The sequence below is a fragment of the Phyllobacterium sp. A18/5-2 genome (genome assembly GCF_025452215.1).
GTDB classification, from domain to species: domain Bacteria; phylum Pseudomonadota; class Alphaproteobacteria; order Rhizobiales; family Rhizobiaceae; genus Phyllobacterium; species Phyllobacterium sophorae.
Genome location: NZ_CP104966.1, coordinates 1,704,146 through 1,729,114, shown reverse-complemented (window position 1 = coordinate 1,729,114; position 24,969 = coordinate 1,704,146). Strand labels below are relative to the sequence as shown.

Genomic DNA, 24,969 nt, shown 5'->3' with positions numbered 1-24,969 from the left:
ATTTGAGGCAACAAGTATGCCGTCATTGTGCCAGATACAAGGTGTCACTGCGTACCAAACGGCGGAGGGTGAAGTCTGGACTTCGATAGACCGATGTCGCAGAAGAGTATTCGAACTGAACATGAGAGCGAACGGATAGGACGATGGCAAACACTGCTGACGCAATTATCGACAGACGACGGCTCCGCAGGAAGCTCACCTTCTGGCGGGCATTCACGCTCTTCCTTCTTGCTGCTGCATTGATTTCTTTTTATTTTTTGACATCCGACTCAGACGGCTTCTCAGGCAAACGAACACCGCACATCGCCAAAGTTCGCGTCGAGGGGACTATTTTTGAAAACGATGAGTTGCTCAAGCGCCTGCAGGATGTGGAGAATTCGGCTGCGGTCAAAGGCGTGATCCTCACTGTTGATTCTCCAGGCGGAACGACCGCTGGCGGCGAGGCGATTTATGAAGCTGTCCGCAAGGTTGCTTTGAAGAAGCCCGTCGTTGCACAGGTTGGGACGTTGGCTGCATCTGCTGGATACATGATCGCGAGCGCTTCCGATCATATTGTGGCCCGTCAATCATCAATCATCGGTTCTATCGGCGTGCTATTCCAGTACCCCGATATCTCGGAGCTTCTGGCCAAGCTCGGCGTCAAGGTCGAAACCATCAAATCAAGCCCGCTTAAAGCGGAGCCGAATTTTTTCAATCCTGCCAGTGATGAAGCCAAAGCCATGATCCACCGCATGATCATCGATTCTTACGACTGGTTTGTCGGCCTCGTCCAGGAGCGGCGCAAATTCAGCCGTGAACAGGCGCTGGCGCTGGCAGACGGTTCAGTCTTCACTGGACGCCAAGCGATCGCGAACAAGCTCATAGACGAGCTCGGCGGCGAAGATGAAGCCCTTGGCTGGCTCAAAACCAAGGAGGTCAATGACAAACTGCCGGTCATTGAGTGGAAGCCCGTCGAAAAGTCCTCCTTGTTAGGCCTGTTCTTTTCGGATTCGGCTGTGAAAATGCTGACCCGATATCTCGGCATTCCGGAAGAAAGCAGCGGAATGCTGCGTGAATTAACCGGAGATCGTATGTTCCTTGACGGACTCGTTTCTGTTTGGCACGTTGACGGCAAGCCTGTCGGGGCGCAATAAAGATATTAAACCCATAAGATCAGTGACATAGTCTTGGGCCAGTGCTTTTTGACTAGGGACTGATGATCTTGAACCGGAAGGGATTTCGCTGTGATCAAATCAGAGCTCGTGCAGATCATTGCCAACCGCAATCCGCATTTGTTTCAGCGCGATGTGGAGAATATTGTCGGCGCCATCTTCGATGAGATCACCGACGCACTGGCCGAGGGCAATCGCGTCGAGCTCCGTGGTTTTGGTGCATTCTCGGTGAAGAACCGCCCCGCACGCAGCGGACGCAACCCGCGTACTGGCGAAAGTGTCGATGTCGAAGAAAAGTGGGTGCCGTTCTTCAAGACCGGCAAGGAACTACGCGACAGGCTTAATGGCAACGGCTGAGGTGCATCGGCGAAGCGTTTGAAGTTGCGGGGGGAGAGAAATATGATCAATCGCGTTATCATTGTCCTCATTCTTGTGCCGCTTGCCGTCATTCTGATCGCCTTGTCCGTCGCCAATCGCGAGACGGTGTCTCTCACGATCGATCCATTCAATCCGGGCAACCCCGCATTGTCCTACTCGGCTCCGCTTTTTGTCTGGCTCTTCGCGGCGCTTATTCTCGGGCTGATCCTTGGGAGTTTCGCCACATGGTACAATCAGGGAAAGCATCGGAAGCTGGCGCGTCAGCGTAAATTGGAAGCGGAACTCCTGCGCAAGGAAGCGCGAAAAGCATCCGCTGAAACAGCGGCAACCCCAAACCTTCCTTCGCTCCACTAAGCGATACATTGTCAAGGACACACCATGAAACTGATCTCCCCGGCCGAGGTCGACGCATTGCTAAGCTGGCCGGATATGATCGCTGCGATCGAACAGGCCTTTCGTCAGGGTGTCATCCAACCCGTACGTCATCACCACACGGTTGAGCGACCCGATGGTGCAGCATCGACATTGCTGCTGATGCCAGCCTGGTCGGATTTCGATGCCCTCGGCGACTCTTCGAAAGGTTATATGGGCGTCAAGATCGTGACGGTATCGCCCGACAATGGCGCTGTTTCGAAACCGGCGGTCATGGGCGTCTATCTCTTGCTTGACGGTAAGACCGGGGAGCCCAGGGCTTTGATTGACGGACAACGCCTCACGTTGTGGCGCACGGCAGGTGCATCTGCCCTGGCCGCTCGCTATCTGGCACGCGAAGATGCTTCAAAGCTCGTTGTGATCGGTGCCGGTGCGCTTTCTGGCTTCTTGGCAAGGGCCCACAGCGCCGTACGGCCTATCGATCAAATTTCAATCTGGAACCGAAGTCTGGCCGGTGCGGAAAAAGTTGCTGCCGAGCTTGTCCAGGAAGGCTTTAACGCCAGGGCCGTCGACGACAAGGACGCGGCGATCGCCGCAGCCGATATTATTACCGCCGGAACGCTTTCGACAGAACCGCTAATCCTCGGCAAACACCTTAAACCGGGCACCCATGTCGATCTGATCGGCGCGTTCACACCAACGATGCGGGAGAGTGATGATGAATGTGTCAAGCGTGCCCGGGTCTTTGTCGACACCAAGGACGGTGCCATGAAGGAAGGCGGGGATATCGTGCAGCCGATCAAGGCCGGCGTTGTGACGACAACACATGTGATTGGCGATTTGTTTGATTTGACGCGCGGAACGGTCAAGGGTCGCCAATCAGCAGGCGAAATAACGTTGTTCAAATCGGTTGGCGCTGCCTTGGAAGACCTTGCTGCAGGAATTCTTGTCTACGAAAAGGCCATTACGGCATCGTCCTGAGCGTTTTTGCTTTCGCCTTTCCTCGTCATGGCATAGGAAACCTTCAAAGTACTACGAGGAAAGCACGTTTGAAATCGTCTGGTGGAAAAATCAGAAAGGCAAAAGGCGCAGGTCCCAGGAGTAGCGCGCCCAAAAGCGTTGCTCACCGGCAGAACGCGACGAAGCCGCGACCGCAATTCGCCAAGTCGGCAAGGATCGCAGATAGCGATGTGCAACCAAAGGCGGCACCGCGGCCGGAGCCACTACCGAAACGCCTGCTGGTCCGCCGCACTGGCGCACGTCCGCAAGAGAAAACTGGGCTGATCCTCGAAACCCTTCCTTCAAGCGACTATGCATTGCTGGACAGTGGCAATGGCCTGAAGCTGGAGCAGTACGGGCCTTACCGCATTGTCCGGCCCGAAGGCCAAGCCATATGGCTTCCTGCCTGGGAAAAAACAGAATGGGACAAGGCCGACGCCATATTCACCGGCAATACGGATGAGGAAGGCGTTGGCCGCTGGCACTTTCCGAAACTGCCACTCGGCGAGACATGGCCGCTGGCTTTTGATGGCATCCCGTTCTTCGGCCGCTTCACCTCCTTCCGGCATGTGGGCGTATTTCCCGAGCAAGGCACCCATTGGGCTTACATGGATGGTTTGATCCGCAACGCAAAACGTCCTGTGAAAGTGCTCAACCTCTTCGGCTATACGGGCGTTGCTTCGTTGGTCGCTGCGCGGGCCGGCGCCGAAGTCACCCATGTGGACGCTTCGAAGAAGGCTATCATCTGGGCAAGGGAAAATCAGGAAATGGCCGGGCTCGCCGGCAAACCTGTTCGCTGGATCTGCGAAGACGCAATGAAATTCGTCGCGCGCGAAGAACGGCGCGGCAGTGGCTACGATATCATCCTGCTTGACCCGCCGGCCTATGGACGTGGCCCAAACGGTGAAGTCTGGCAATTGTTCGACAATCTACCGGATATGGTTGATCTTTGTCGCGCCATCCTTACACCAAATCCCCTTGCTGTGGTTTTGACCGCCTATTCAATTCGCGCTTCTTTTTTTGCCATCCATGAACTGATGCGGGATGCGTTCACCGGTCTTGGCGGCGAGGTACAGTCCGGTGAACTCATATTGCGCGAGCGCTCATCGGGACGCGCCCTCTCGACCTCACTGTTCAGCCGTTGGGGGACAAAATGAGCAAAAATGAAGATCACCAGCGGGGCACCGGACTGGCCCGCCCCGGCAAGGTGAAAGAGGTCACCAGTCTGACCAACCCCATCGTCAAGGATTTGCGCTCGCTGGCGATGAAGAAATACCGCGATCAACAAGGCGTTTTCCTGGCCGAAGGCCTGAAACTTGTCATCGATGCGCTTGATCTTGGTTGGATCATCAAGACCTTGGTCTATTCCAAGGCGGGCAAGGGCAATTCCCCCGTCGAGCAGGTCGCAGCGCGCACGATTGCCAAAGGCGGTGACGTACTTGAAGTGAGTGAAAAGGTCATCTCCGCCATCACCCGCCGCGACAATCCGCAAATGGTCGTTGGCGTCTTCGAACAGAAAGTTCAGTCCCTTGCTGCAATCAAGCCGCTGGGTAGCGACGTCTATGTGGCGCTCGATCGCGTGCGCGATCCTGGCAACCTCGGCACAATCATCCGCACGGCAGATGCGGTGGGCGCGAAAAGGTATCATTTTGATCGGCGATACGACCGACCCTTTCTCACTCGAGACGGTTCGCGCCACGATGGGATCGGTTTTTGCAATGCCGCTTGTACGCGCGTCGGAAGCCGAGTTTCTTTCCTGGAGAAAGAGCTTTTCGGGATTGATTGTCGGAACGCATCTTAAAGGTGCCGTCGACTATCGTACAATTCCCTATGCCAACAAGCCGGTTATCCTGGTCATGGGCAATGAGCAGCAAGGACTACCGGATCAACTGGCCTCGACCTGCGACAAGCTTGCGCGGATTCCACAGGAGGGCCGTGCCGATTCCCTTAATCTTGCGATTGCGACCGGCGTAATGCTGTTTGAGATCAGGCGCGACGCACTGAAGCTCGACAGCGGAGTTTAGAAAAAAACCGATTCATGAAAAACAAAGCCATTTACCGCCTTTTTTCCGTCGTTGCCTTCGCCGTGATCAGCGACCAGATTGTTAAATACCTGGTTGAGACAGGCATGGACTATCAACAACAGATCGATATCTTGCCATTTCTCGCACTTTTTCGGGTCCACAATAACGGCATCGCATTTTCAATGCTTAGCGGCCTCCACGATCTTGTGCTGATCGGACTCACGATCGTTGTTATTGGTTTCGTCAGCTACCTTTGGTGGAGCACCGCATCGTCACGCTGGATTTCCCGATTCGGTTTTGCGCTGATCATTGGTGGTGCCGTCGGCAACCTTATCGATCGCAGTCTGCACGGCTATGTCATCGACTATATTCTTTTTCACCTGCCATCATGGTCGTTTGCCGTCTTCAATCTGGCCGACGCCTATATATCCATTGGCGCCGCGCTGGTCGTTCTAGAAGAAATTTTGACATGGCTGCGCGACCGCCGGGCCCGAAGTGGCGAACCGGGTGAAAACTGAAACGGAAACGGGAAATTAGCCCATTTCCACGTCATGTAGCCGTCATCCATTTGTTGTATTCGTAGATAAACGATTTACCGATCAACCTCGTAAGAGAGCGAATCGCTATGGGCATCGCCTTGCTTGAACCTGCATCAGCTACTAAAGATCAGCGCATGATGTCGCAGGTTGATTCAACACCCTCGCCGTTTACGGCGCCACCTCTTGTTTCGGTGCTTGGCCGCATCGGCACAATGGAAGTGTGCCTTGCGCAAACCGAGGATGAGATCGCGTCATCACAGCAACTGCGGTTCAAAGTCTTTTTTGACGAACTCGGCGCCAAGGGCTCCGCAACAATGGAACAGCGCGACGCCGACCGTTTCGATCCTTTTTGCGACCATCTACTTGTCTACGATACGTCGATTCCCGGACCGAAGCACAAACAGATCGTTGGTACATATCGACTCCTGCGCTCGGAAAAAGCCTTCGAGACCGGTGGCTTCTATTCTGCCAGCGAATATTCAATCGACCGCCTTGTGGCAGCAAAGCCGGAATTGCGCTTTCTTGAACTTGGGCGTTCCTGCGTGTTGCCGGAGTACCGATCAAAACGTACCGTTGAATTGCTCTGGCAGGGCATATGGACCTATTGCCGGCATCATTCCATTGGCGTGATGTTTGGGTGCGCGTCCTTCCACGGCACAGTCCCGGCCGCCCATGCGCTGCCGCTTTCGTTCCTGCAGCATAATTGCCGCGCCACGCCTGATTGGGACGTTTGCGCCTTGCCAGCGCTTTATCAGCCCATGGATCTCGTTCCCCACGAAGCAATTAACGCCAAGGTAGCGCTGTTTGCCATGCCGCCACTGATCAAGGGATATCTACGCCTTGGCGCGATGATTGGTGATGGGGCTGTAGTTGATCGCGATTTTGGTACGACCGACGTTTTCATAATCCTGCCGGTCAGCCGCATATCAGAACGCTACATCAGTCATTATGCTGCTGAAGCGAAACGCTTCGGCTAAAGCCCGATTCCATACCGCCGTCACCTCATCATCTGTGGAGAAAAGCCATAGTTGAGTTGGGAAGAGGTGTGTAAATCCTGCAATAGCGAATAGATTGCTCCCGTAAATCAGGAGAGCGTCTTGGCCGAACTGGCATCTATCATAGAACCATCCCCTTATGAGGCCGAACCATTGGCGCGACCGACGCCAATGATGGAGCAGTATATCGAGATCAAGGCGACGAACCCGGATAGCCTGCTGTTCTATCGCATGGGCGATTTCTATGAGCTTTTCTTCGACGATGCGGTCGAGGCCTCGCGCGCGCTCGGCATCACGCTGACGAAGCGTGGCAAACATCTTGGTGACGATATTCCGATGTGCGGGGTACCTGTCCACGCCGCGGACGATTACCTGCAAAAGCTGATTGCGCGCGGATTTCGCGTTGCCGTGTGCGAGCAGATCGAGGATCCGGCCGAGGCGAGGAAGCGCGGAGCGAAATCTGTCGTCAAGCGGGACGTCGTACGTCTGGTAACACCAGGAACGATCACGGAGGAGAGGCTCCTTGACCCGTCGGAAGCCAATTACCTGATGACGCTCGGCCGCATCAAGGGATCTGGCCAGGGCCAGTTCGCACTTGCCTGGATCGATATCTCCACCGGGACGTTCCGTGTCAGTGAGACCGATCCCTCCCGGCTTCTCGCCGACATTCTGCGCGTCGATCCGCGCGAGTTGATCGTCGCGGACCCGGTATTCCACGATCCCGAGCTGCGGCCGGTGTTCGACGCGATAGGCCGTTCTGTAAGCCCGCAGCCGCCGAGTCTCTTTGATAGCGCGACGGCGGAAAACCGCATTCAGCGTTATTTCGATGTCAGCACGCTCGATGGCTTCGGACAGTTTTCGCGTGCCGAACTCGCGGCTATTTCCGGCGCCATTGCCTATGTCGAGAAGACTCAGATCGCCGAGCGTCCGCCGTTGATGCGACCGGAACGGGAGTCGGAAGGCTCATCACTTTTCATCGATCCCGCCACACGTGCCAATCTCGAACTCTTGCGCACGCTTTCCGGCAATCGCGACGGGAGCTTGTTGAAGGCCATCGATCGCACGGTGACTGGCGGGGGTGCCCGGCTTCTGGCAGAACGGCTGACCTCCCCGCTTACTGATCCAATAGCCATTGCCGAACGGCTTGATTCCGTTTCCTATTTTCTCTCGCGTCAATCACTAGCCGATCAGATGCGCGAAGCGCTGAAGGGTGTGCCTGACATGCCCCGCGCCCTGTCGCGGCTGGCCGTCGGGCGCGGCAGTCCGCGCGACCTGGGCGCCCTCGCCCGCGGGCTGGAAGTGGCGGGGGAAATCACTCAGCGTTTCCACAGCGAGGAATTGCCGGTCGAACTTGCATCGGTCCTTGAGTATCTGGATAAACTACCGGCCGATGTTGCAATGCATCTCGAACGGGCTCTCGCCGATGAGCTGCCCCTGTTGAAGCGTGATGGCGGATTTGTTCGGGCGCAATACAATGATGAGCTCGACGAAATGCGTGCATTGCGTGATCATTCCCGCCGTATCATTGCCGGCCTGCAGGCCGATTACATGGAAATGACGGGCGTCAAATCGCTGAAAATCAAGCATAATAATGTGCTCGGTTATTTTATCGAGGTAACAGCCAATAACGCCTCCACGATGACAGGCACGGATGAAGCCAAGGGAAAGTTCATCCACCGCCAGACTATCGCCAACGCGATGCGATTCACAACGACGGAACTGGCGGAGCTCGAAACCAAGATTGCCAATGCTGCCGAACGCGCCCTTTCGATCGAGCTCCGTATTTTCGACGCCCTGACCAACGAAACCGTTGCCAATGCCGACGCTATACGAGCAGGGGCTGCAGCCCTGGCGGCTCTTGATGTTTCTGTGTCGCTGGCGGCCCTGGCCGAAGAACAGGGCTATTGCCGCCCCCTCGTCGACAATAGTCTGGCCTTCGAGATCGTTGCCGGACGCCATCCGGTTGTCGAGCAATCGCTGCGCCGGCAGGCCGCCAATCCTTTTGTCGCCAACGATTGCAACCTCTCCCCACAAGGGCCAGGCAAAGGGGCAATCTGGCTGCTGACGGGCCCGAACATGGGTGGTAAATCCACATTCCTGCGCCAGAACGCACTGATCGCAATCCTGGCGCAGATGGGTTCTTTCGTTCCGGCGGGATCCGCTCATATCGGCGTTGTCGATCGTCTGTTCTCACGGGTTGGTGCGTCGGATGACCTTGCGCGCGGACGTTCCACGTTCATGGTCGAAATGGTGGAGACGGCCGCTATCCTCAACCAGGCCAGCGATCATTCGCTTGTGATTCTTGATGAGATTGGACGCGGCACAGCAACCTTCGACGGCCTTTCGATTGCTTGGGCGGCCGTTGAATATCTGCATGAAAAGAACCAGTGCCGGGCAATTTTCGCGACACACTTCCATGAAATGACGGCGCTATCGGAAAAACTCGAGCGCCTGAGCAATGTGACGATGCGGGTCAAGGAGTGGGATGGCGATGTTGTTTTCCTGCATGAGGTCGCCAAAGGTGCCGCGGACCGTTCCTACGGCGTTCAAGTGGCACGCCTGGCCGGATTGCCTGAGGCGGTCGTCAATCGTGCACGCGACGTGCTGCATCAGCTCGAAGCGGAAGAGACTTCGGGCAAGGCGGACAAACTGATCGACGACCTGCCGCTCTTCTCCGTCGAAGTGAAGCGCCAACCACCAAAACAGGTTCAGGGTAAGGATACCGCGCTGTTTGCTGCGATATCCGCCATCAATCCTGACGAGCTGAGCCCGCGCGACGCGCTCGATGCGCTTTACCGGTTGAAGGGCCTCGCGACCACCGCGACATCCTGATTCAACCTGCTTCAAATGTAGTCATTCCGTTTGAGGTAAATTCAGGCTATAGCGAGCCATCATTCATAAAGACGTGTTCATGAGCGCCTCAGACCTGAAACTGGAACAGATCGTCAACCCAACCAAACTTCATCGCCAGTTTGAAGATCTGGTTAAGTCGGCGAGGAAACAAGGCGCCGCTTCCGTCGATCGCAACGACGTTTTGCAACTCGTGAAACAGACACTGGTTGCGGGCCGCAAATCCGCTGAGGATATGCTGATGAAAGACGCAGGCGGCACGCTCTGCTCTATTCGGCTTTCCTGGTTAATGGACCAGATTATCTCGGCGCTCTACGAATTCGCCATCACGCACGTCTATCACGCGGTAAATCCCTCCACAGCGGAACGCATGACCATTATCGCCGTTGGCGGGTATGGGCGTGGCGGGCTGGCCCCTGGGTCAGATATTGATCTGTTGTTTCTGCTGCCGTACAAACAGACGCCCTGGGGCGAACAGGTCGTTGAATACATCCTCTATATGCTTTGGGATACAGGCCTCAAAGTCGGTCACGCCACGAGGAACCTTGACGAGTGCATCCGCCTTTCATTCTCGGATATGACAATCCGCACTACGATCCTTGAAGCACGTTATCTTTGCGGCAATGAAGAGCTTTTCACCAGGCTTGAACAACGTTTCGACGAAGAAGTCGTCAAGGGCACCGGACCTCAATTTATCGAAGCCAAGCTGGCTGAACGCGATGCACGGAACCGCAAGGCAGGGGCGACGCGCTATCTGGTTGAACCCAATGTCAAGGAGGGAAAGGGCGGCCAACGCGATCTGCACACGCTGTTCTGGATTGCCAAATATTATTATCGCGTAAAGACGAGCGATGAGTTGGTAACGCTAGGCGTGCTTTCACCTGCTGAGCATAAGATCTTCCGGAAGGCGGAAGATCTGTTATGGGCAGTTCGCTGCCATATGCATTTCCTAACCGGGAAGGCTGAAGAGCGGCTCTCCTTCGATATTCAGAGCGAGATTGCACGGCGCCTCGGCTATACGGCCCATCCCGGCCAGCGCGATGTCGAGCGCTTCATGAAGCACTACTTCCTTGTTGCCAAGGAAGTTGGTGATCTCACGCGCATTATCTGCGCTGCTCTTGAAGAGGAGCAGGCAAAGCATGTGCCTGGTTTCAATCGTATCTTCCTTACCTTTTCGCGCCGAAAGCGCAAACTTGCGGGCACCAGTGACTTTGTTGTCGACAATCACCGTATCACCATCGCCAATGATGGCGTTTTTCATAAGGATCCGATCAACCTGATCTCGACTGTTTCATCTGGCTGATGTGCACGGCTTGGAATTCCATCCCGACGCGATGCAGCTGGTGACCCGGTCACTGTCGCTGATCAACTCTGATTTACGGGAGAATCCCGAGGCGAACCGGCTTTTTCTGGACATCCTCACGTCGGAGCGCAACCCGGAACTCATATTACGGCGCATGAACGAATCTGGTGTTCTTGGCAAGTTCATCCCCGATTTCGGCAAGGTCGTCGCGATGATGCAATTCAACATGTATCATCACTACACTGTCGACGAGCATCTATTGCGCTGCATTGCGGTTATGTCGGAAATCGATCACGGCGATCTCGGTCAGGAGCACCCGCTCGCCAACCAGATTATGCCGGGCCTGAAAAAGGACCGTAAGCTGCTCTACGTCGCTCTGCTCCTGCACGACATTGCCAAAGGCCGCCCCGAAGATCATTCCGTCGCAGGAGCCCGCATCGCAAGACGCATCGGTCCGCGTCTAGGCCTATCCAAAGCGGATACGGAAACCGTTGCCTGGCTCGTTGAGCAGCACCTGACCATGAGTATGGTGGCGCAGTCGCGCGATCTCAACGACCGCAAGACGATCGAGGATTTCGCTGAAATAGTTCAAACGCTCGACCGGATGAAACTGCTGCTGGTCCTTACGATCTGTGACATCAAGGCAGTCGGACCCGGTGTCTGGAATGGCTGGAAGGGCCAATTGCTGCGCAACCTGTTCTACGAAACGGAATTGTTGCTCACCGGCGGCTTCTCGGAAGTCTCCCGCAAGGAACGCACTGACCATGCCCGGGCACAGCTCGATCATGCCCTGTCATCCTGGCCACAGATCGAGCGCCAATCCTATCTCGCACTGCACTACCAGAACTACCTTCTGACCGTCAGCCTTGACGACCAGATTCGCCACGCCAACTTCGTACGCGAGGTCAGACGCAAGCGAAAAAACGCTTGCAACGATGGTCAAAACCCATGATTTCGAGGGCGTGACGGAAATTACTGTCCTGTCACCTGATCACCCGCGACTGCTCTCGATCATCGCGGGCGCCTGCGCCGGGGCAGGAGCGAATATTGTAGACGCACAGATTTTTACCACCAGCGATGGACGCGCGCTCGATACGATCCTCATCAGTCGCGAATTTCCCACTGATGACGATGAACGACGACGCGCAATGCGGGTGGGCCGCCTGATCGAGGATGTACTGTCCGGCAAATCCTATCTGCCGGAAATGCTGGCCGCCCGTACCAAGCCAAAACGCGCCGTCAAGGCGTTCCGAATCACGCCACGTGTTGAAATCAACAATACACTTTCGAACAAATTCACCGTCATCGAGGTGGAAGGGCTGGATCGTCCCGGCCTACTCTCCGAGATAACCGGCATCATTTCCGATCTGTCGCTTGATATCGCCTCCGCGCATGTGACGACGTTCGGCGAAAAGGTCATAGATGTATTCTATGTCACCGATCTCGTTGGCCATCAGATCACCAATACGGCGAGGCAGAATCGCATCCGCAAGAAACTGCTTGCCCTCTTTGGTGAAGGCGACATCACAACAGCGCAGCCACAACGGCAAAACATCCTCATGGCGGCGGATTAGATGAGCCTGGTAAAGAAATTTGCGACTGTCGCATCCGGCACGCTGATGAGTCGCGTTTTCGGCTTCACGCGTGAGATGCTGATGGCCGCTGCGCTGGGCACGGGACCCATCGCAGACGCCTTTAACGCAGCGTTCCGTTTTCCAAATACATTCCGGCGCCTGTTTGCCGAAGGTGCGTTCAACGCAGCCTTCGTCCCCTTGTTTGCGAAGGAAATCGAAGCCAACGGGCTGGATGGTGCCCGCCGCTTTTCCGAAGAGGTGTTCGGTGTGCTCTTCACAGTGCTTTTGAGCCTGACGATCCTGATGGAACTCACAATGCCGCTGATCGTGCGCTTCATAATAGCGCCGGGTTTTGTCGAAGACGCCTTGAAGTTCGACAACACCGTGTCGATGGCGATTATCATGTTCCCCTACCTGGCCTGCATGTCACTTGCGGCCATGATGAGCGGAATGCTGAATTCCCTGCATCGCTATTTCGCCGCCGCAGTCGCACCCGTCTTCCTGAATGTTATCCTTATCGGCGTGCTTGGTTATGCCTGGCTGAAGGGACATGATGGCACAAAAGTCGGTTACGCCCTGTCGTGGGGGGTGATGGTTTCAGGCGTGGTTCAGCTCGCCATCGTCTGGCTCGCCGTACGCAACGCTGGTATTTCCATCGGGTTCCGCCGTCCGCATTTGACTGCGAATGTCAAACGCCTGCTGGTGCTTGCTCTGCCGGCGGCGGTCACTGGCGGCATTACCCAGATCAATCTCCTGATCAATACAAATATTGCTTCGGCCAAATCGGGCGCCATCTCGTCCCTCGCCTACGCCGACCGGATCTATCAACTGCCCCTCGGTGTCGTCGGCATCGCGGTCGCGACCGTTCTTCTGCCGGAATTGGCTCGTGCCCTTCGCTCCGGCAATCTGAAGGAGGCCGGCAGCCTGCAGAACCGATCAGTGGAATTCACACTGTTCCTCACGCTTCCGGCCGCTGCGGCACTGCTTGTGATGTCTGAACCGATCGTTCGCATGCTATATGAACGCGGCAACTTCTCAACCGCATCCACACATACGGTAGGAAACATCCTTGCCATCTACGGTCTGGGCCTTCCGGCTTTCGTACTAATCAAAGCCTTCTTGCCAGGATTTTTTGCGCGTGAGGACACGCGGACGCCAATGATATTTGCAATCATCGCCGTCATTGTGAATGTCACGCTGGCGCTGACACTTTTCCCGATAATGGCGGAGACGGGGATCGCAACGGCAGAAGTGGTTGCTGGATGGACCAACGCACTTCTACTTTTCGGAACGCTTGTCTGGCGGGGCCATTGGGGGCGGGACATCCCCCTGCTCACACGTATTCCGCGCCTGATCCTTGCGGCAGGTTTGATGGGATCTCGCGCTTTATTACGCGATTATCTGGATGGGCCCCGCCCTTGCACCGCATGCGCCGCTCCATACGCAAGCCATTGCCGTTATGGTTCTGGTTGCGTTGTCGATGATCCTGTACTTTGCGCTTGCTTTCGGCACTGGCGGTGCCAGCCTTGGTATGATCCGGCGGAACGTGAGACGCAGGGCAACGACAGCCGATATCCCGCCGGAGGACACGGCATCGTGAGCCGCTTCATAGGCATGACAACTCTGGTCGTTCGCGACTATGACGAGGCGATTGCCTGGTACACGAATATCCTTGGCTTCACCCTGGTCAGTGACGCGCCAATTTCCGATAACAAACGTTGGGTCGTCGTTGCACCAGAAAAAAATGGCGCGCAGCTGCTTCTGGCCAAGGCCGACGGGGAGACACAAGAAGCGAGTATCGGCAATCAGACCGGCGGGCGTGTCACCTTGTTCCTTTATACAGACAATTTTGAAACGGACTACGCAGCCATGGTTAAGGCGGGGGTACGCTTCCTTGAAGAGCCCCGCTACGAGCCCTATGGGAGCGTTGTGGTCTTCGAAGACCTTTATGGCAATAAATGGGACTTGCTGGAACTCAGATAGGACTTGTCGTCGATAGGGCTTGAATACGACGGCCCGCTCTGCCAAAACCGCGACTTCATTGCTATCGGCGCCTGCAAGCCCGATCCCCGAACGATCAAGGACCATTCATGAGCACTTTTGAGCCGCTCGTCTTTTCCGGTGTCCAGCCAACCGGCAATTTGCATCTCGGTAACTATCTGGGAGCCATTCGCCGTTGGGTTGCGCTACAGGAGAGCAATAATTGCATCTACTGCGTTGTCGACCAGCATGCGATTACTCAAGCCCTTTCCGTCTGGGGTGGTCCCGCGGAACTCATGCGCAACACGCGGGAGGTCACCGCCGCCTTCCTCGCCTCAGGTATCGATGCAACGAAGCACATTGTCTTCAACCAGAGCCGCGTGCGCCAACATGCCGAGCTCGCCTGGGTGTTCAACTGCATTGCCCGTATGGGATGGTTGAACCGTATGACCCAGTTCAAGGACAAGGCAGGCAAGGATCGTGAAAACGCTTCCGTTGGCCTCTTCACCTACCCCAACTTGATGGCTGCCGATATTCTCGCCTACCGTGCCACTCACGTGCCCGTCGGTGAGGACCAGAAGCAGCATCTGGAATTGACGCGCGATATCGCACAGAAATTCAATACGGACTTTTCCGGCCGGATCGCCGAACTTGGCCTCGGTGTCGAGACGCAGTCGGGCGACGAAACGATCGCAAGCTTTTTCCCACTAACGGAGCCGGTGATTGGCGGGCCTGCAGCTCGTGTCATGAGTTTGCGTGATGGCACCAAGAAAATGTCGAAGTCCGACCCTTCCGATCTTTCACGCATCAATTTGATCGACGACTCGGATACGATTTCGAAGAAGATCCGCAAGGCCAAGACAGATTCCGAGCCACTGCCGTCGGAGATCGATGGTCTGAAGGAGCGTCCGGAGGCCGATAATCTCGTTGGTATTTATGCTGCTCTCGTCGACAGCGACAAGGAAAGCGTGATCCGGGATTTTGGCGGACAGCAATTCTCCGTTTTCAAGCCTGCTCTTGCTGACCTTGCTGTCGAGAAACTGGCACCGATCGCTGCGGAGATGCGGCGCATTTCCGCAGATCCAGGCTATGTCGATGCAATTTTGAAAGACGGCGGCGAACGCGCGAGCGTGCTAGCCGAGAAGACGCTGCGCAACGTCCGTGATATTATCGGCTTTCTGCAAGACTAGGCCGAAGCAGTCGGGCAGGTCTTGCGAACGCTCAGTGCATAGGGCAGGTTGAGCACATGGTATCAAAACGTCTGAGCCGCGAAGCCGGCCACCGCCGCAAATTTCTTGCCGTCATCGACGAGACGCCGGAATGCGAACGTGCGGTCGCCTATGCCGCACGCCGCGCCAAGACCACGGGAGGCGTGCTTTTACTTCTTTTCGTTATAGATTCGGCCGATTTTCAAGCATTTCTTGGTGTCGAGCAGATCATGCGCGCCGAAGCTGAGGAGCGAGCCAATTCGACGCTCAGCAAGTTTGCCGCCAGTGTCCGTGAAACGATCGGGATCGAGTCAGAACTTGCCGTGCGCGAAGGCATCACAGCCGAAGAGATTCGGAAGCTCATTGAAGAAGACCAGGATATTGCCATTCTCGTACTGGCCGCCGGTTCCGGCAAGGAAGGTCCGGGGCCCCTTGTCCAGTCATTGGCAGGACGCGAATCCTTCTCCATCCCCGTTACGGTGGTGCCCTACAATCTTTCCGATGAAGACATCGACGCGATTACGTGATCGCGCACCAAAATCGCGCTACAATCTTGACTTGAAGAGTTGGGTTTAAAGGCCTATATCCCCTTTGAACGGTTCTAAACTAGACACGCGAGATCCACCATGTTCATCCAGACCGAAGCAACGCCGAATCCGGCGACCTTGAAGTTCCTGCCTGGAAAGGTGGTTCTTGAGGAAGGCACAGCCGATTTCCGCGATGCGGCAGGCGCTACCGAAGCTTCGCCTCTTGCTGGCAAAATATTTGCCATTCCCGGTATTACCGGCGTTTTCTTCGGATATGATTTCGTCACAGTCACCAAGACCGAAGGCCCGGAATGGCAGCATCTGAAACCGGCAATCCTCGGTGCTATCATGGAACATTTCATGTCTGGCGCGCCGGTCATGGCAAATGCAACCCAGATTGCCGACACAGCACAGCGCGAGACCGATGGCGAGTTTTTCGATAGCGCCGACACGGAAATTGTTGACACGATCAAGGAATTGCTTGAGACCCGTGTGCGTCCAGCTGTGGCTCAAGATGGCGGCGATATCACCTTCCGAGGCTACGAGAACGGCACCGTGTTCCTGCATATGAAGGGTGCGTGCTCGGGTTGCCCGTCCTCGACAGCAACGCTCAAACACGGGATTCAGAATCTTCTTAAACATTTCGTTCCGGAAGTTCAGCAGGTCGAATCGATCTGATTTTTCTGCTTTGATTTAGGAAAAGGCCGCTCGAAGCGGCCTTTTTTATTGCAATCAGTTCACTGCACCGGGTCCCGGTATCGCCCCGGGCGGGCATTTTCCGAGAATGATCATACCGAGCACTTCATCCTCATTGACATCGCCTACCTTGGCGGTGCCGACAACCTGGCCGTTCTTCATTACCGCCACGCGATCAGCGAGATGGAAGACGTCATGAATGTCGTGGCTGATCAGGAAGATACCGATACCTTCGCTCTTAAGCTGCTTGATCAGCTCGCCAACCTGCGCCGTTTCCTGTGGCCCAAGTGCGGCCGTGGGCTCGTCCATGATCAGAATGCGTGCGTTGAAGAGGATCGCCCGGGCGATGGCCACGGACTGGCGCTGACCGCCGGAGAGCGCCTTGACCGGGTCCTTGAAGCGTTGGAATCGTGGATTGAGTCGACCCATGACTTCGCGCGCACTATGCTCCATCGCCACATCGTCGAGTGTGCCCCAAGGCGTCATCAATTCGCGGCCGAGATAGAGATTGGCAGCCGTATCGACATTGTCGGCCAGCGCCAACGTCTGATAGATCGTCTCGATGCCATAGGCTTTGGCATCGCGTGGATTGCTGATCGCCGCCTCCTCACCGTTGACTTTGATCGTGCCGCTGTCACGCTTGTAGGCGCCCGAGAGTATCTTGATCAGCGTCGACTTGCCGGCACCGTTGTGGCCAAGAAGGGCCACCACTTCACCAGGAAAGAGATTGATCGATGCTCCATCGACCGCCCGGATACCCCCGAACGCAATGGAGATATTTTCCATGTCGATGAGAGGTGCTTGTGTGTTGGTCATAATTAGTCCTCCCTCAAGCGGTACGGCGGCGATAGATCGTGTCGAGCCAGACGGCAACAACAAGGACGAGCCCGACAACGATGTTCTGCAACGGCGTATCCAGCCCCAACAGGACCATGCCGGAGCTCAGCGATTGCATCAGCAACGCGCCGATCATGGCACCCGCTATCGTTCCGACGCCGCCAGCCAGCGACGTGCCGCCGATAACGGCAGCGGCGATGGTGAGGAGTTCATCGAGCGTGCCTTGTGCGTTGGTCGCTGCATTCAGGCGCGCAGTAGAGATCGCACCGGCAATGGCGCAGAGGATGCCCATGATGATGAAGATCTTCATCGTCACCCAGCGCGTATTGATACCGGCAAGGTCCGCAGCCTCGGGGTTTCCGCCCATGGCAAAAACATAGCGGCCAAAGCGGGTCCGTGTGGTGACGAAGGTCATGATAATTCCCGTCGCGACAGCAATCAGTACCGGAACTGCGATGCCATGGGAGATGAACAGGCCGCCATCGGGAATAACGATACTGTTAGCCTCCGCATATTTGCGAACGATGCCGATCGGCCAATAATAGGCATTGGCAAGGGCGACTGCGCCAAGAACGAGGAGGCAGCTGATGGCCGCCATGAATATCTCTGCCCAAACGGGCCTGCGCGGAAAATTAAAGCGCTTGCGCTGACGGCGGCTGTTGATGATCATCCCGACAACCGCAAGGCAAGCAACGATACCAACGACCCAGCTCCAGGTCGCCCCAATCGAACCCTCAGGACCACCGCCTATCAAACGGAAGGTCGAGTCCATTGGCGCAACTGTGCGGCCCGAGGTGACCCACCAGGCAGCACCGCGCCAGACAAGAAGTCCGCCAAGCGTGACGATAAATGCCGGAACACCGAGAAATGCAATGATAAATCCCTGAAAGCCGCCAATCAAAGCGCCAGTCACAATGCCGATGCCAAGGGCGATGATCCATGTGGCGGGATGTTCGAAACCAATCAGCTTCGGTAAAAACTCGGCTTGGGTAACGCCCATGATCATGCCGACAAATCCAAGAACGGAGCCGACCGAAAGATCAATATTGCGGGTGACGATGATCAAAACCATGCCCGTCGCCATCACGGCAACCGATGATGTCTGGACAGATAGGTTCCACAGATTGCGCGGTGTCAGAAATTGGCCGCCGGATAGAAACTGGAAGGCAAGCCATATGATGACCAGCGCTCCGATCATGCCGAGAAGGCGTGTATCGAGCTCCGTCGCCTTGAAGAACCTGGCAACGATGCCGAGTTCGGAAGCGCGGGCCCGGTCAAGACTGATGGCCGGATCACTCATGTTATTCTCCCGGTTTCAATTTTCTTTTTGAAACGCCGCTGATCCATTGGAACAGCGGCGTTTGATCTCAGTAGATAACAGCGATATTATTTGCAGGCCGGTACAGAACCCGCCTTGACGCCCTGACAAGCAACGTCTTTCTGCACCCAACCAGCATCGATGACGACATCGAGATTGTCCTTGGTAACCGGAACAGGTGTCAGGAAGACAGCATTGACTTCAACCTTGTTCACGCCGCCCGCAAACTTCTGGACGTTCGCAATTTCTTCCATCTTCTTGCCATCCGCGAGGGCCGAGGCGATGCCTGCAGCCTGCTTGCCAAGCTCGCGTGAGTCCTTCCAGATCGTCACGGTCTGCGTACCGAGCGCTACGCGGTTGAGCGCTGCGAAATCAGCGTCCTGACCTGAAACTGGAACGGTACCGGCAAGCCCCTGGGCCTGCAGGGCAGCAATCGCGCCACCCGCCGTACCGTCATTAGCCGCGACAACAGCGTCGACCTTGTTGTCATTGGCCGTCAGGAACTGCTCCATGTTCTTCTGCGCATTGGCAGGCAGCCAGCCGTCCGTATAGGCCTCACCTACGTTCTTGATCTTGCCGGAGTCGATTGCCTCTTTCAGTACTTCCTGAGCACCGGAGAAGAGGAAATCTGCGTTCGGATCGGATGAGCTACCCTTGATGAATACGTAGTTACCTTCCGGCTTCACGGCGAAAACGCCGCGTGCCTGCATCCGGCCTACTTCCTTGTTATCGAAGGTAATATAGAACGCATCCTTGTTCTCAATCAGGCGGTCATAGCCTACGACCGGGATGCCTTCGGCGACGGCCTTTTCCACAGCCGGCCCGATCGCGCTCGAATCCTGAGCCAGGATGATCAAGGCGTTGGCACCCTGCGATATCAAGCTTTCAACGTCGGTCAACTGCTTCGAAGCGGAGGACTGTGCATCGGCCGAAATGTACTTGTCGCCGTTGGCCTCGAAGTGCCTTCTTGATCGCCGCTTCATCGGTCTTCCAACGCTCTTCCTGGAAGTTTGACCAAGACACACCAACGATCTTGTCTTTCGCCAAAACAGGTCCGGCAAAAGAGACAGCAAGGACAGCAGCGCCCGCCAATGCGGTTGCATATTTTTTCATGGTAACCCTCCCAGTGCACGCAGCACGTTGACTGATCGATGGATGGCCCTTCACCTCCGGCCACCACCGAAACCTCTTTATTTCGAGGCTCGAAAAAAATAGTGACTTAAAACCATTTCCATGTCAACTTAGATTTTCGTAGTGTAAGCTATTGCAACGCAACAATATTTTTTGCGGCGCACAAAAAAAGATTTCGGGAGGAATCATTTTGCTGATCGATGAGATCGCGCGACCTGACGATGTCAGGCGCCAGAATCGCAGGCTCGTCCTGGCGGCCTTACGCCGTCACGGACTTGTATCGCGCACCGATATTGTCGCGCAGACCGGGCTCAGTCCTTCAACCGTATCCGCCATCACAACCGCGCTCATTGCAGAGGGAATCATCGGGGAAAGCCGCGACGGCGATACCACATCACACCGGCGTGGACGACCTCAGGTTGCACTCACGCTGAACCCTGAAATAGCCACGATTGCGACCGTTGAACTCGCGTTGAATCTCATCCATGCGGTACTATACGATTACAAGGGCCACATGATTGCCGAAGAGTTCAGACGCGTCCCGACGCTCGAAGCGACAACGGCCGACCTGATCAAGTCGATATGCAAGATGCTTGACAATCTGCTGGAGGGGCGGCCGGCCACGGCAGGACGGCTAATGCACATTTCGATGGGCGTGCAGGGTGTAACGGATGCGGCAAGTGCCACCATGCTATGGTCGCCAATCACCCCTGACAGCAATATCTCATTTGGAGCAGAGCTTTCCGCGCGATACGGCGTCGCTGTTGCTGTCGCCAACGATTGCAACATGATCGCCGAAGCTTTGCGCTCAATTGACCCGGTTCAATATGCGGAGGATTTTGCCGCGATCCTGCTGTCCCACGGTATCGGCATGGGTCTCTATCTGAAGGGCCAGCAATTTGTTGGCGCCAATTCCTCCGCTGCCGAATTCGGTCATATGCTGCATACGCCGAATGGCGCATTGTGCCGTTGTGGCCGTCATGGCTGCATCGAAGCCTATGCGAGCGACTATGCCATTCTCAGGAGGATATCGGGCCAGGACGAAAACGCCCAGCCAGCACAGGATGTCGATACGGCAACTTTTGACGAAGTTGCCGATCGCGCCCGATCCGCCGATGGTGAGGAGCGTGCAGCATTTCGCAAAGCCGGACAGGCAATTGGCTCGGGTCTACGCAGCCTGTTCTCCCTCATCGACCCGGTACCTGTAGCGCTGGTCGGACCAGGCGCGGGTGTCTTCGACCTCATCGAAGATGAATTGCGCAATATGATTTCCGGCACGTCGGGCTGGGGCGTTACCAAGAACCTCAACATCAATTGCTATCCGGACGAACACCCGCTCATCCTGCAAGGATGCATGATGACATCCCTGCTTCATCTCGATACGCAAATCTTTGCGCCCGGCGACACCAAGGAAGCGCCCTTAAAACGCGCAATATAAGCAAATATTCAGGAGAGAAATCCATGTATTTAGGTCTCGATTTGGGCACATCCGGCGTCAAGGCATTGTTGATCGACGATCACCAGTCGATTGTCGGTTCCGGCACCGGGACACTGGATATCTTGCGCCCGCATTCCGGCTGGTCGGAGCAGGACCCGTCGCACTGGATCAAGGCAACAGAGGACGCTATTGCGGCGCTGAAGGCGACCCATGGCAAGCAGCTCGCTGCAGTCAAGGGCATAGGCCTGTCCGGTCAGATGCACGGAGCAACGCTGCTCGGTGCTGACGATCAGGTGCTGCGTCCCTGTATTTTGTGGAATGATACACGCAGCCACAAGGAAGCTGCGGAGCTGGACAGCGATCCAAAATTTCGAACACTTAGCGGCAATATTGTTTTCCCCGGCTTCACTGCACCAAAGGTCGCGTGGGTGAGGAATAATGAGCCTGCGATCTTTGCGAAACTTCGCCGCGTGCTCCTGCCGAAGGATTATTTGCGCCTGTGGCTGACTGGCGAATATGTATCGGAAATGTCCGATGCGGCGGGTACCTCATGGCTTGATGTCGGCAAACGCACATGGTCTTCAGATTTGCTTGCGGCTACCGGGCTTAATACAAGCCACATGCCGGCGCTGGTCGAAGGAACCGAAGTCTCCGGCGTGCTGAAGGCTGACCTGGCTGCACGCTGGGGTATGGGCAGCAAAGTCGTGGTTGCCGGCGGCGCCGGGGACAATGCCGCCTCTGCTTGCGGCATGGGGACTGTCGGCGAAGATCATGCCTTCGTCTCGCTCGGAACATCCGGCGTGCTTTTCGCCGCCAACAGTGCCTATCTGCCCAATCCAGAAAGTGCAGTTCACACTTTCTGTCATGCGATCCCAAACACATGGCATCAGATGGGCGTCATCCTCTCGGCCACAGACGCCCTGAACTGGTACGCAGGAATCACATCGCGCAAGCCGTCGGAACTCACTGGCGAGCTCGGCGATCAATTACGCTCGCCGGCCGGTGTCACCTTCCTACCCTATCTTTCGGGCGAACGCACGCCTCTCAACGATTCGGCCATCCGCGGTTCCTTCTATGGCCTTGAACATGCCAGCGACCGAGCGACGCTGACCCAGGCCGTTCTCGAAGGCGTGGCTTTTGCCTTCCGCGATTGCCTTCACGCACTTGCTGCGGCTGGTACAAAGCTCGATCGCGTGACTGCAGTCGGCGGCGGTTCCCGCTCGACCTATTGGCTCAAGGCAATTGCGACAGCCCTCAATATTCCTGTCGACGTGCCAGCGGATGGTGATTTCGGTGCGGCCTTTGGTGCGGCACGCCTCGGACTTATCGCAGCCGAGAAGGCCGATCCGGGTGCAATCTGCGTCGCGCCTGCAACCGACTACACCATCGAACCCGAAACGGATTTAACCTCCGAATTCGACGCGGCATACGATCGCTATCACAACCTCTATCCAGCATTAAAAGGAGTTCAGTCATGAGCAGCGGATTTTTTGGTGACACAAAACCAGTCAAGTATGAGGGGCCGGATAGCACCGATCCGCTTGCCTATCGTTTCTACAATCCAAATGAGATTGTGCTGGGCAAGCGCCTTGAAGATCACTTACGCTTTGCGATCGCCTACTGGCATTCCTTCGTCTGGCCGGGGGCGACCCATTCGGCGGTCAAACCTTCGAGCGCCCTTGGTTCAACGACACGGTGGACGGCGCCAAATTGAAGGCTGACGTCGCCTTCGAAATGTTCTCAATCCTCGGCGCCCCATATTTCTGCTTCCACGATGCAGACGTGCGTCCGGAGGGCGAAACGATTGCGGAGAGCAACAAGCGCCTCTATGAAATCGCCGACTATTTTGCCGGAAAGATGGAAAAGACCGGCACCAAGCTGCTTTGGGGGACGGCCAATCTCTTCTCCAACCGCCGTTATATGTCGGGCGCAGCGACCAATCCCGATCCGGATGTCTTTGCCTATGCAGCCGCGACCGTCAAAACGTGTATCGACGTCACGCAGAAGCTGAAGGGCGAGAACTATGTCCTTTGGGGTGGCCGCGAGGGCTATGAAACTTTGCTTAACACCGACATGAAGCGTGAACTCGACCAGATGGGCCGATTCCTTAGCCTCGTTGTCGACTACAAGCACAAGATTGGTTTCAAGGGTGCGATTCTCATCGAACCGAAGCCGCAAGAACCGACCAAGCATCAGTATGATTACGATGCGGCAACCGTTTACGGCTTTCTCAAGCGTTTTGGTCTCGAAAATGAAGTAAAGGTCAATCTCGAACAGGGCCATGCAATCCTTGCCGGCCACTCCTTCGAGCATGAGATCGCAACGGCTGCCGCTCTCGGTATTTTTGGTTCCATCGACATGAATCGCAATGATTACCAATCTGGCTGGGACACGGATCAGTTCCCGAACAACGTTCCGGAGGTGGCACTTGCCTATCATGAAATCCTAAAGGCGGGCGGATTTACCACGGGCGGTACCAACTTCGATGCCAAGCTGCGTCGTCAGTCTCTGGACCCGCAGGATCTGTTGATCGCCCATATCGGCGGCATGGACACCTGCGCACGCGGCCTCAAAGCGGCGGCAAGAATGATCGAAGACAAAGCTCTCACCGGGTTCGTCGAAGACCGCTATGCGGGCTGGTCGAAGCCGGACGCGCAGGCGATGCTATCCGGCAAACTCTCGCTCGAAGCCATAGCCAAACGGGTCGAGGATCAGAAAATCCAACCCCAGCCCAAGTCCGGCCGTCAGGAATATCTGGAAAACGTCGTCAACCGTTACGTTTGACGATTGGATGCAGTACCCTCCCCTTGCGGGGAGGGTTGATCCTAAACGTGTTGACCGCCATTGATGTGGATTTCCGAGCCCGTCACATAGGACGACGACTCGGTGCAAAGAAAATAGATCGTCTCGGCAACTTCGGCCGTCTTGCCGAGACGGCGCAGTGGCAAATGTTCAACAAGCTTGTCGGTCCCCGGCGACAAGATCGCCGTGTCGATCTCGCCTGGCGCTATGGCGTTGACGCGAATGCCATGCGGGCCGAAATCCGACGCCATTTCACGGGTCAGCGAGGCCAGTGCAGCTTTTGAAGTCGCATAAGCGGTACCGGCGAACGGATGGACGCGACTGCCAGCAATCGAGGTCACATTGACCACCGATCCCTGTGCAGCCTCAAGTTCCTGAAACAGGCCGCGCGCCAGCATGATTGGCGCAAAGAAATTCACCTGAAACACGGTCATCCAGGTCTGCATCGGCGTCTCGATCGGATCGAGCCGGTCGCCAGAAGGATTCTTGGGTGAAATACCGGCATTGTTTACCAGCGCGTTCAACTTCCCTCCCTCAGCGGCGAGGCGCTGCCTTATCTCAGATACGGCGTGATCGACATCGGCGGGATCAGCAAGATCCACTTTGATGTGATCCTCGGGACCCGCCGGCCAGGGGCAATTGTCATCAAAGCTCTGGCGTGAGCAAGTAATAACGCGCCAGCCGGCGCGCGAAAAGCGTTTAACAGTTGCGTGGCCGATACCGCGGCTAGCACCGGTCAGCACAAGCACCTTGCGTGGTTCATCATTGGTCATGGCAATTCTCCGTTGGATCAGCCATAGACCATCGCACTGTGAAATTCGAGGCATATCATGTCGCAACGATTGAT

General features: G+C 56.0%; 17 protein-coding genes and 5 pseudogenes. 18 read left to right on the top strand and 4 right to left on the bottom strand.

Features of this window, described 5'->3' with window-relative positions; all coding sequences use genetic code 11:
• Positions 1-143: 143 nt before the first annotated feature.
• From sppA to N8E89_RS08480, 15 genes and pseudogenes are all read left to right on the top strand, one after another.
• A complete protein-coding gene (gene sppA / locus N8E89_RS08550; RefSeq protein ID WP_262261718.1) occupies positions 144-1,133 on the top strand; it encodes a signal peptide peptidase SppA in 990 nt (329 codons plus the stop codon).
• Between the two features lie 90 nt (positions 1,134-1,223).
• Positions 1,224-1,508, top strand: a complete 285-nt coding sequence (locus N8E89_RS08545; RefSeq protein WP_106662485.1) for an integration host factor subunit beta — start codon at positions 1,224-1,226, stop codon at positions 1,506-1,508.
• Positions 1,509-1,550: 42 nt separating this feature from the next.
• Positions 1,551-1,883 (top strand): LapA family protein, encoded by a 333-nt coding sequence (locus tag N8E89_RS08540; RefSeq protein ID WP_106662484.1) that lies wholly within the window; start codon positions 1,551-1,553, stop codon positions 1,881-1,883.
• 24 nt (positions 1,884-1,907) lie between these two features.
• Positions 1,908-2,882 (top strand): bifunctional Delta(1)-pyrroline-2-carboxylate/Delta(1)-piperideine-2-carboxylate reductase, encoded by a 975-nt coding sequence (locus N8E89_RS08535; protein WP_106662483.1) that lies wholly within the window; start codon positions 1,908-1,910, stop codon positions 2,880-2,882.
• A gap of 68 nt (positions 2,883-2,950) precedes the next feature.
• Positions 2,951-4,057, top strand: coding sequence for an RsmD family RNA methyltransferase (locus N8E89_RS08530; protein WP_410010347.1), 1,107 nt, complete (start codon positions 2,951-2,953; stop codon positions 4,055-4,057).
• Positions 4,054-4,924 (top strand): annotated as a pseudogene (locus tag N8E89_RS08525) (TrmH family RNA methyltransferase). Before N8E89_RS08530 ends, N8E89_RS08525 begins: the two are co-directional and overlap by 4 nt.
• Positions 4,925-4,938: 14 nt before the next feature.
• On the top strand, positions 4,939-5,442 hold the full coding sequence (lspA, locus tag N8E89_RS08520) for a signal peptidase II (protein WP_113172462.1): 504 nt from the start codon (positions 4,939-4,941) through the stop codon (positions 5,440-5,442).
• A gap of 158 nt (positions 5,443-5,600) precedes the next feature.
• Entirely contained in the window at positions 5,601-6,440 is an 840-nt protein-coding gene (locus N8E89_RS08515) for a l-ornithine N(alpha)-acyltransferase (protein ID WP_106662644.1), read from the top strand.
• A 189-nt stretch (positions 6,441-6,629) separates the two neighbouring features.
• Positions 6,630-9,290: a DNA mismatch repair protein MutS gene (gene mutS / locus N8E89_RS08510; protein WP_262261867.1), complete on the top strand. Its 2,661-nt coding sequence runs from the start codon at positions 6,630-6,632 to the stop codon at positions 9,288-9,290.
• A 79-nt stretch (positions 9,291-9,369) separates the two neighbouring features.
• Positions 9,370-12,185, top strand: a pseudogene (locus N8E89_RS08505) ([protein-PII] uridylyltransferase).
• A pseudogene (murJ, locus tag N8E89_RS08500) lies at positions 12,186-13,785 on the top strand (murein biosynthesis integral membrane protein MurJ).
• 14 nt (positions 13,786-13,799) lie between these two features.
• Positions 13,800-14,168 carry a VOC family protein gene (locus tag N8E89_RS08495; RefSeq protein WP_262261866.1) on the top strand — a complete coding sequence of 123 codons (369 nt, stop codon included), beginning with the start codon at positions 13,800-13,802 and terminating at the stop codon, positions 14,166-14,168.
• Positions 14,169-14,275: 107 nt separating this feature from the next.
• Positions 14,276-15,355 (top strand): tryptophan--tRNA ligase, encoded by a 1,080-nt coding sequence (gene trpS, locus N8E89_RS08490; RefSeq protein ID WP_106662477.1) that lies wholly within the window; start codon positions 14,276-14,278, stop codon positions 15,353-15,355.
• 56 nt (positions 15,356-15,411) lie between these two features.
• Positions 15,412-15,900 (top strand): universal stress protein, encoded by a 489-nt coding sequence (locus tag N8E89_RS08485; protein ID WP_106662476.1) that lies wholly within the window; start codon positions 15,412-15,414, stop codon positions 15,898-15,900.
• A gap of 99 nt (positions 15,901-15,999) precedes the next feature.
• Entirely contained in the window at positions 16,000-16,578 is a 579-nt protein-coding gene (locus N8E89_RS08480) for a NifU family protein (RefSeq protein WP_106662475.1), read from the top strand.
• 54 nt (positions 16,579-16,632) lie between these two features.
• Here N8E89_RS08480 and N8E89_RS08475 read toward each other — a convergent pair whose 3' ends face one another.
• The 3 genes and pseudogenes from N8E89_RS08475 to xylF form a co-directional block, all read right to left on the bottom strand.
• The gene (locus tag N8E89_RS08475; protein ID WP_106662474.1) at positions 16,633-17,412 is read right to left on the bottom strand and encodes an ATP-binding cassette domain-containing protein; all 780 of its coding nucleotides are present in this window, start codon (positions 17,410-17,412) and stop codon (positions 16,633-16,635) included.
• A 13-nt stretch (positions 17,413-17,425) separates the two neighbouring features.
• Positions 17,426-18,733, bottom strand: a complete 1,308-nt coding sequence (locus N8E89_RS08470) for a sugar ABC transporter permease (protein ID WP_262261714.1) — start codon at positions 18,731-18,733, stop codon at positions 17,426-17,428.
• 86 nt (positions 18,734-18,819) lie between these two features.
• Positions 18,820-19,864 (bottom strand): annotated as a pseudogene (gene xylF, locus N8E89_RS08465) (D-xylose ABC transporter substrate-binding protein).
• Positions 19,865-20,072: 208 nt separating this feature from the next.
• Between xylF and N8E89_RS08460 the strand changes: the two are divergent.
• The 3 genes and pseudogenes from N8E89_RS08460 to xylA all read left to right on the top strand — a co-directional run bounded on the left by N8E89_RS08460 (position 20,073) and on the right by xylA (position 24,104).
• Complete coding sequence (locus N8E89_RS08460) at positions 20,073-21,320, top strand: ROK family transcriptional regulator (protein WP_245448556.1); 1,248 nt, start codon at positions 20,073-20,075, stop codon at positions 21,318-21,320.
• A 23-nt stretch (positions 21,321-21,343) separates the two neighbouring features.
• Positions 21,344-22,798 carry a xylulokinase gene (xylB, locus tag N8E89_RS08455; RefSeq protein WP_262261711.1) on the top strand — a complete coding sequence of 485 codons (1,455 nt, stop codon included), beginning with the start codon at positions 21,344-21,346 and terminating at the stop codon, positions 22,796-22,798.
• A pseudogene (gene xylA, locus N8E89_RS08450) lies at positions 22,795-24,104 on the top strand (xylose isomerase). The gene xylB and the pseudogene xylA overlap by 4 nt, the downstream one beginning before the upstream one ends.
• Positions 24,105-24,145: 41 nt before the next feature.
• Here the strand turns inward: xylA and N8E89_RS08445 are convergent.
• Positions 24,146-24,895, bottom strand: a complete 750-nt coding sequence (locus tag N8E89_RS08445) for an SDR family NAD(P)-dependent oxidoreductase (protein ID WP_262261710.1) — start codon at positions 24,893-24,895, stop codon at positions 24,146-24,148.
• Positions 24,896-24,969 lie beyond the last annotated feature (74 nt).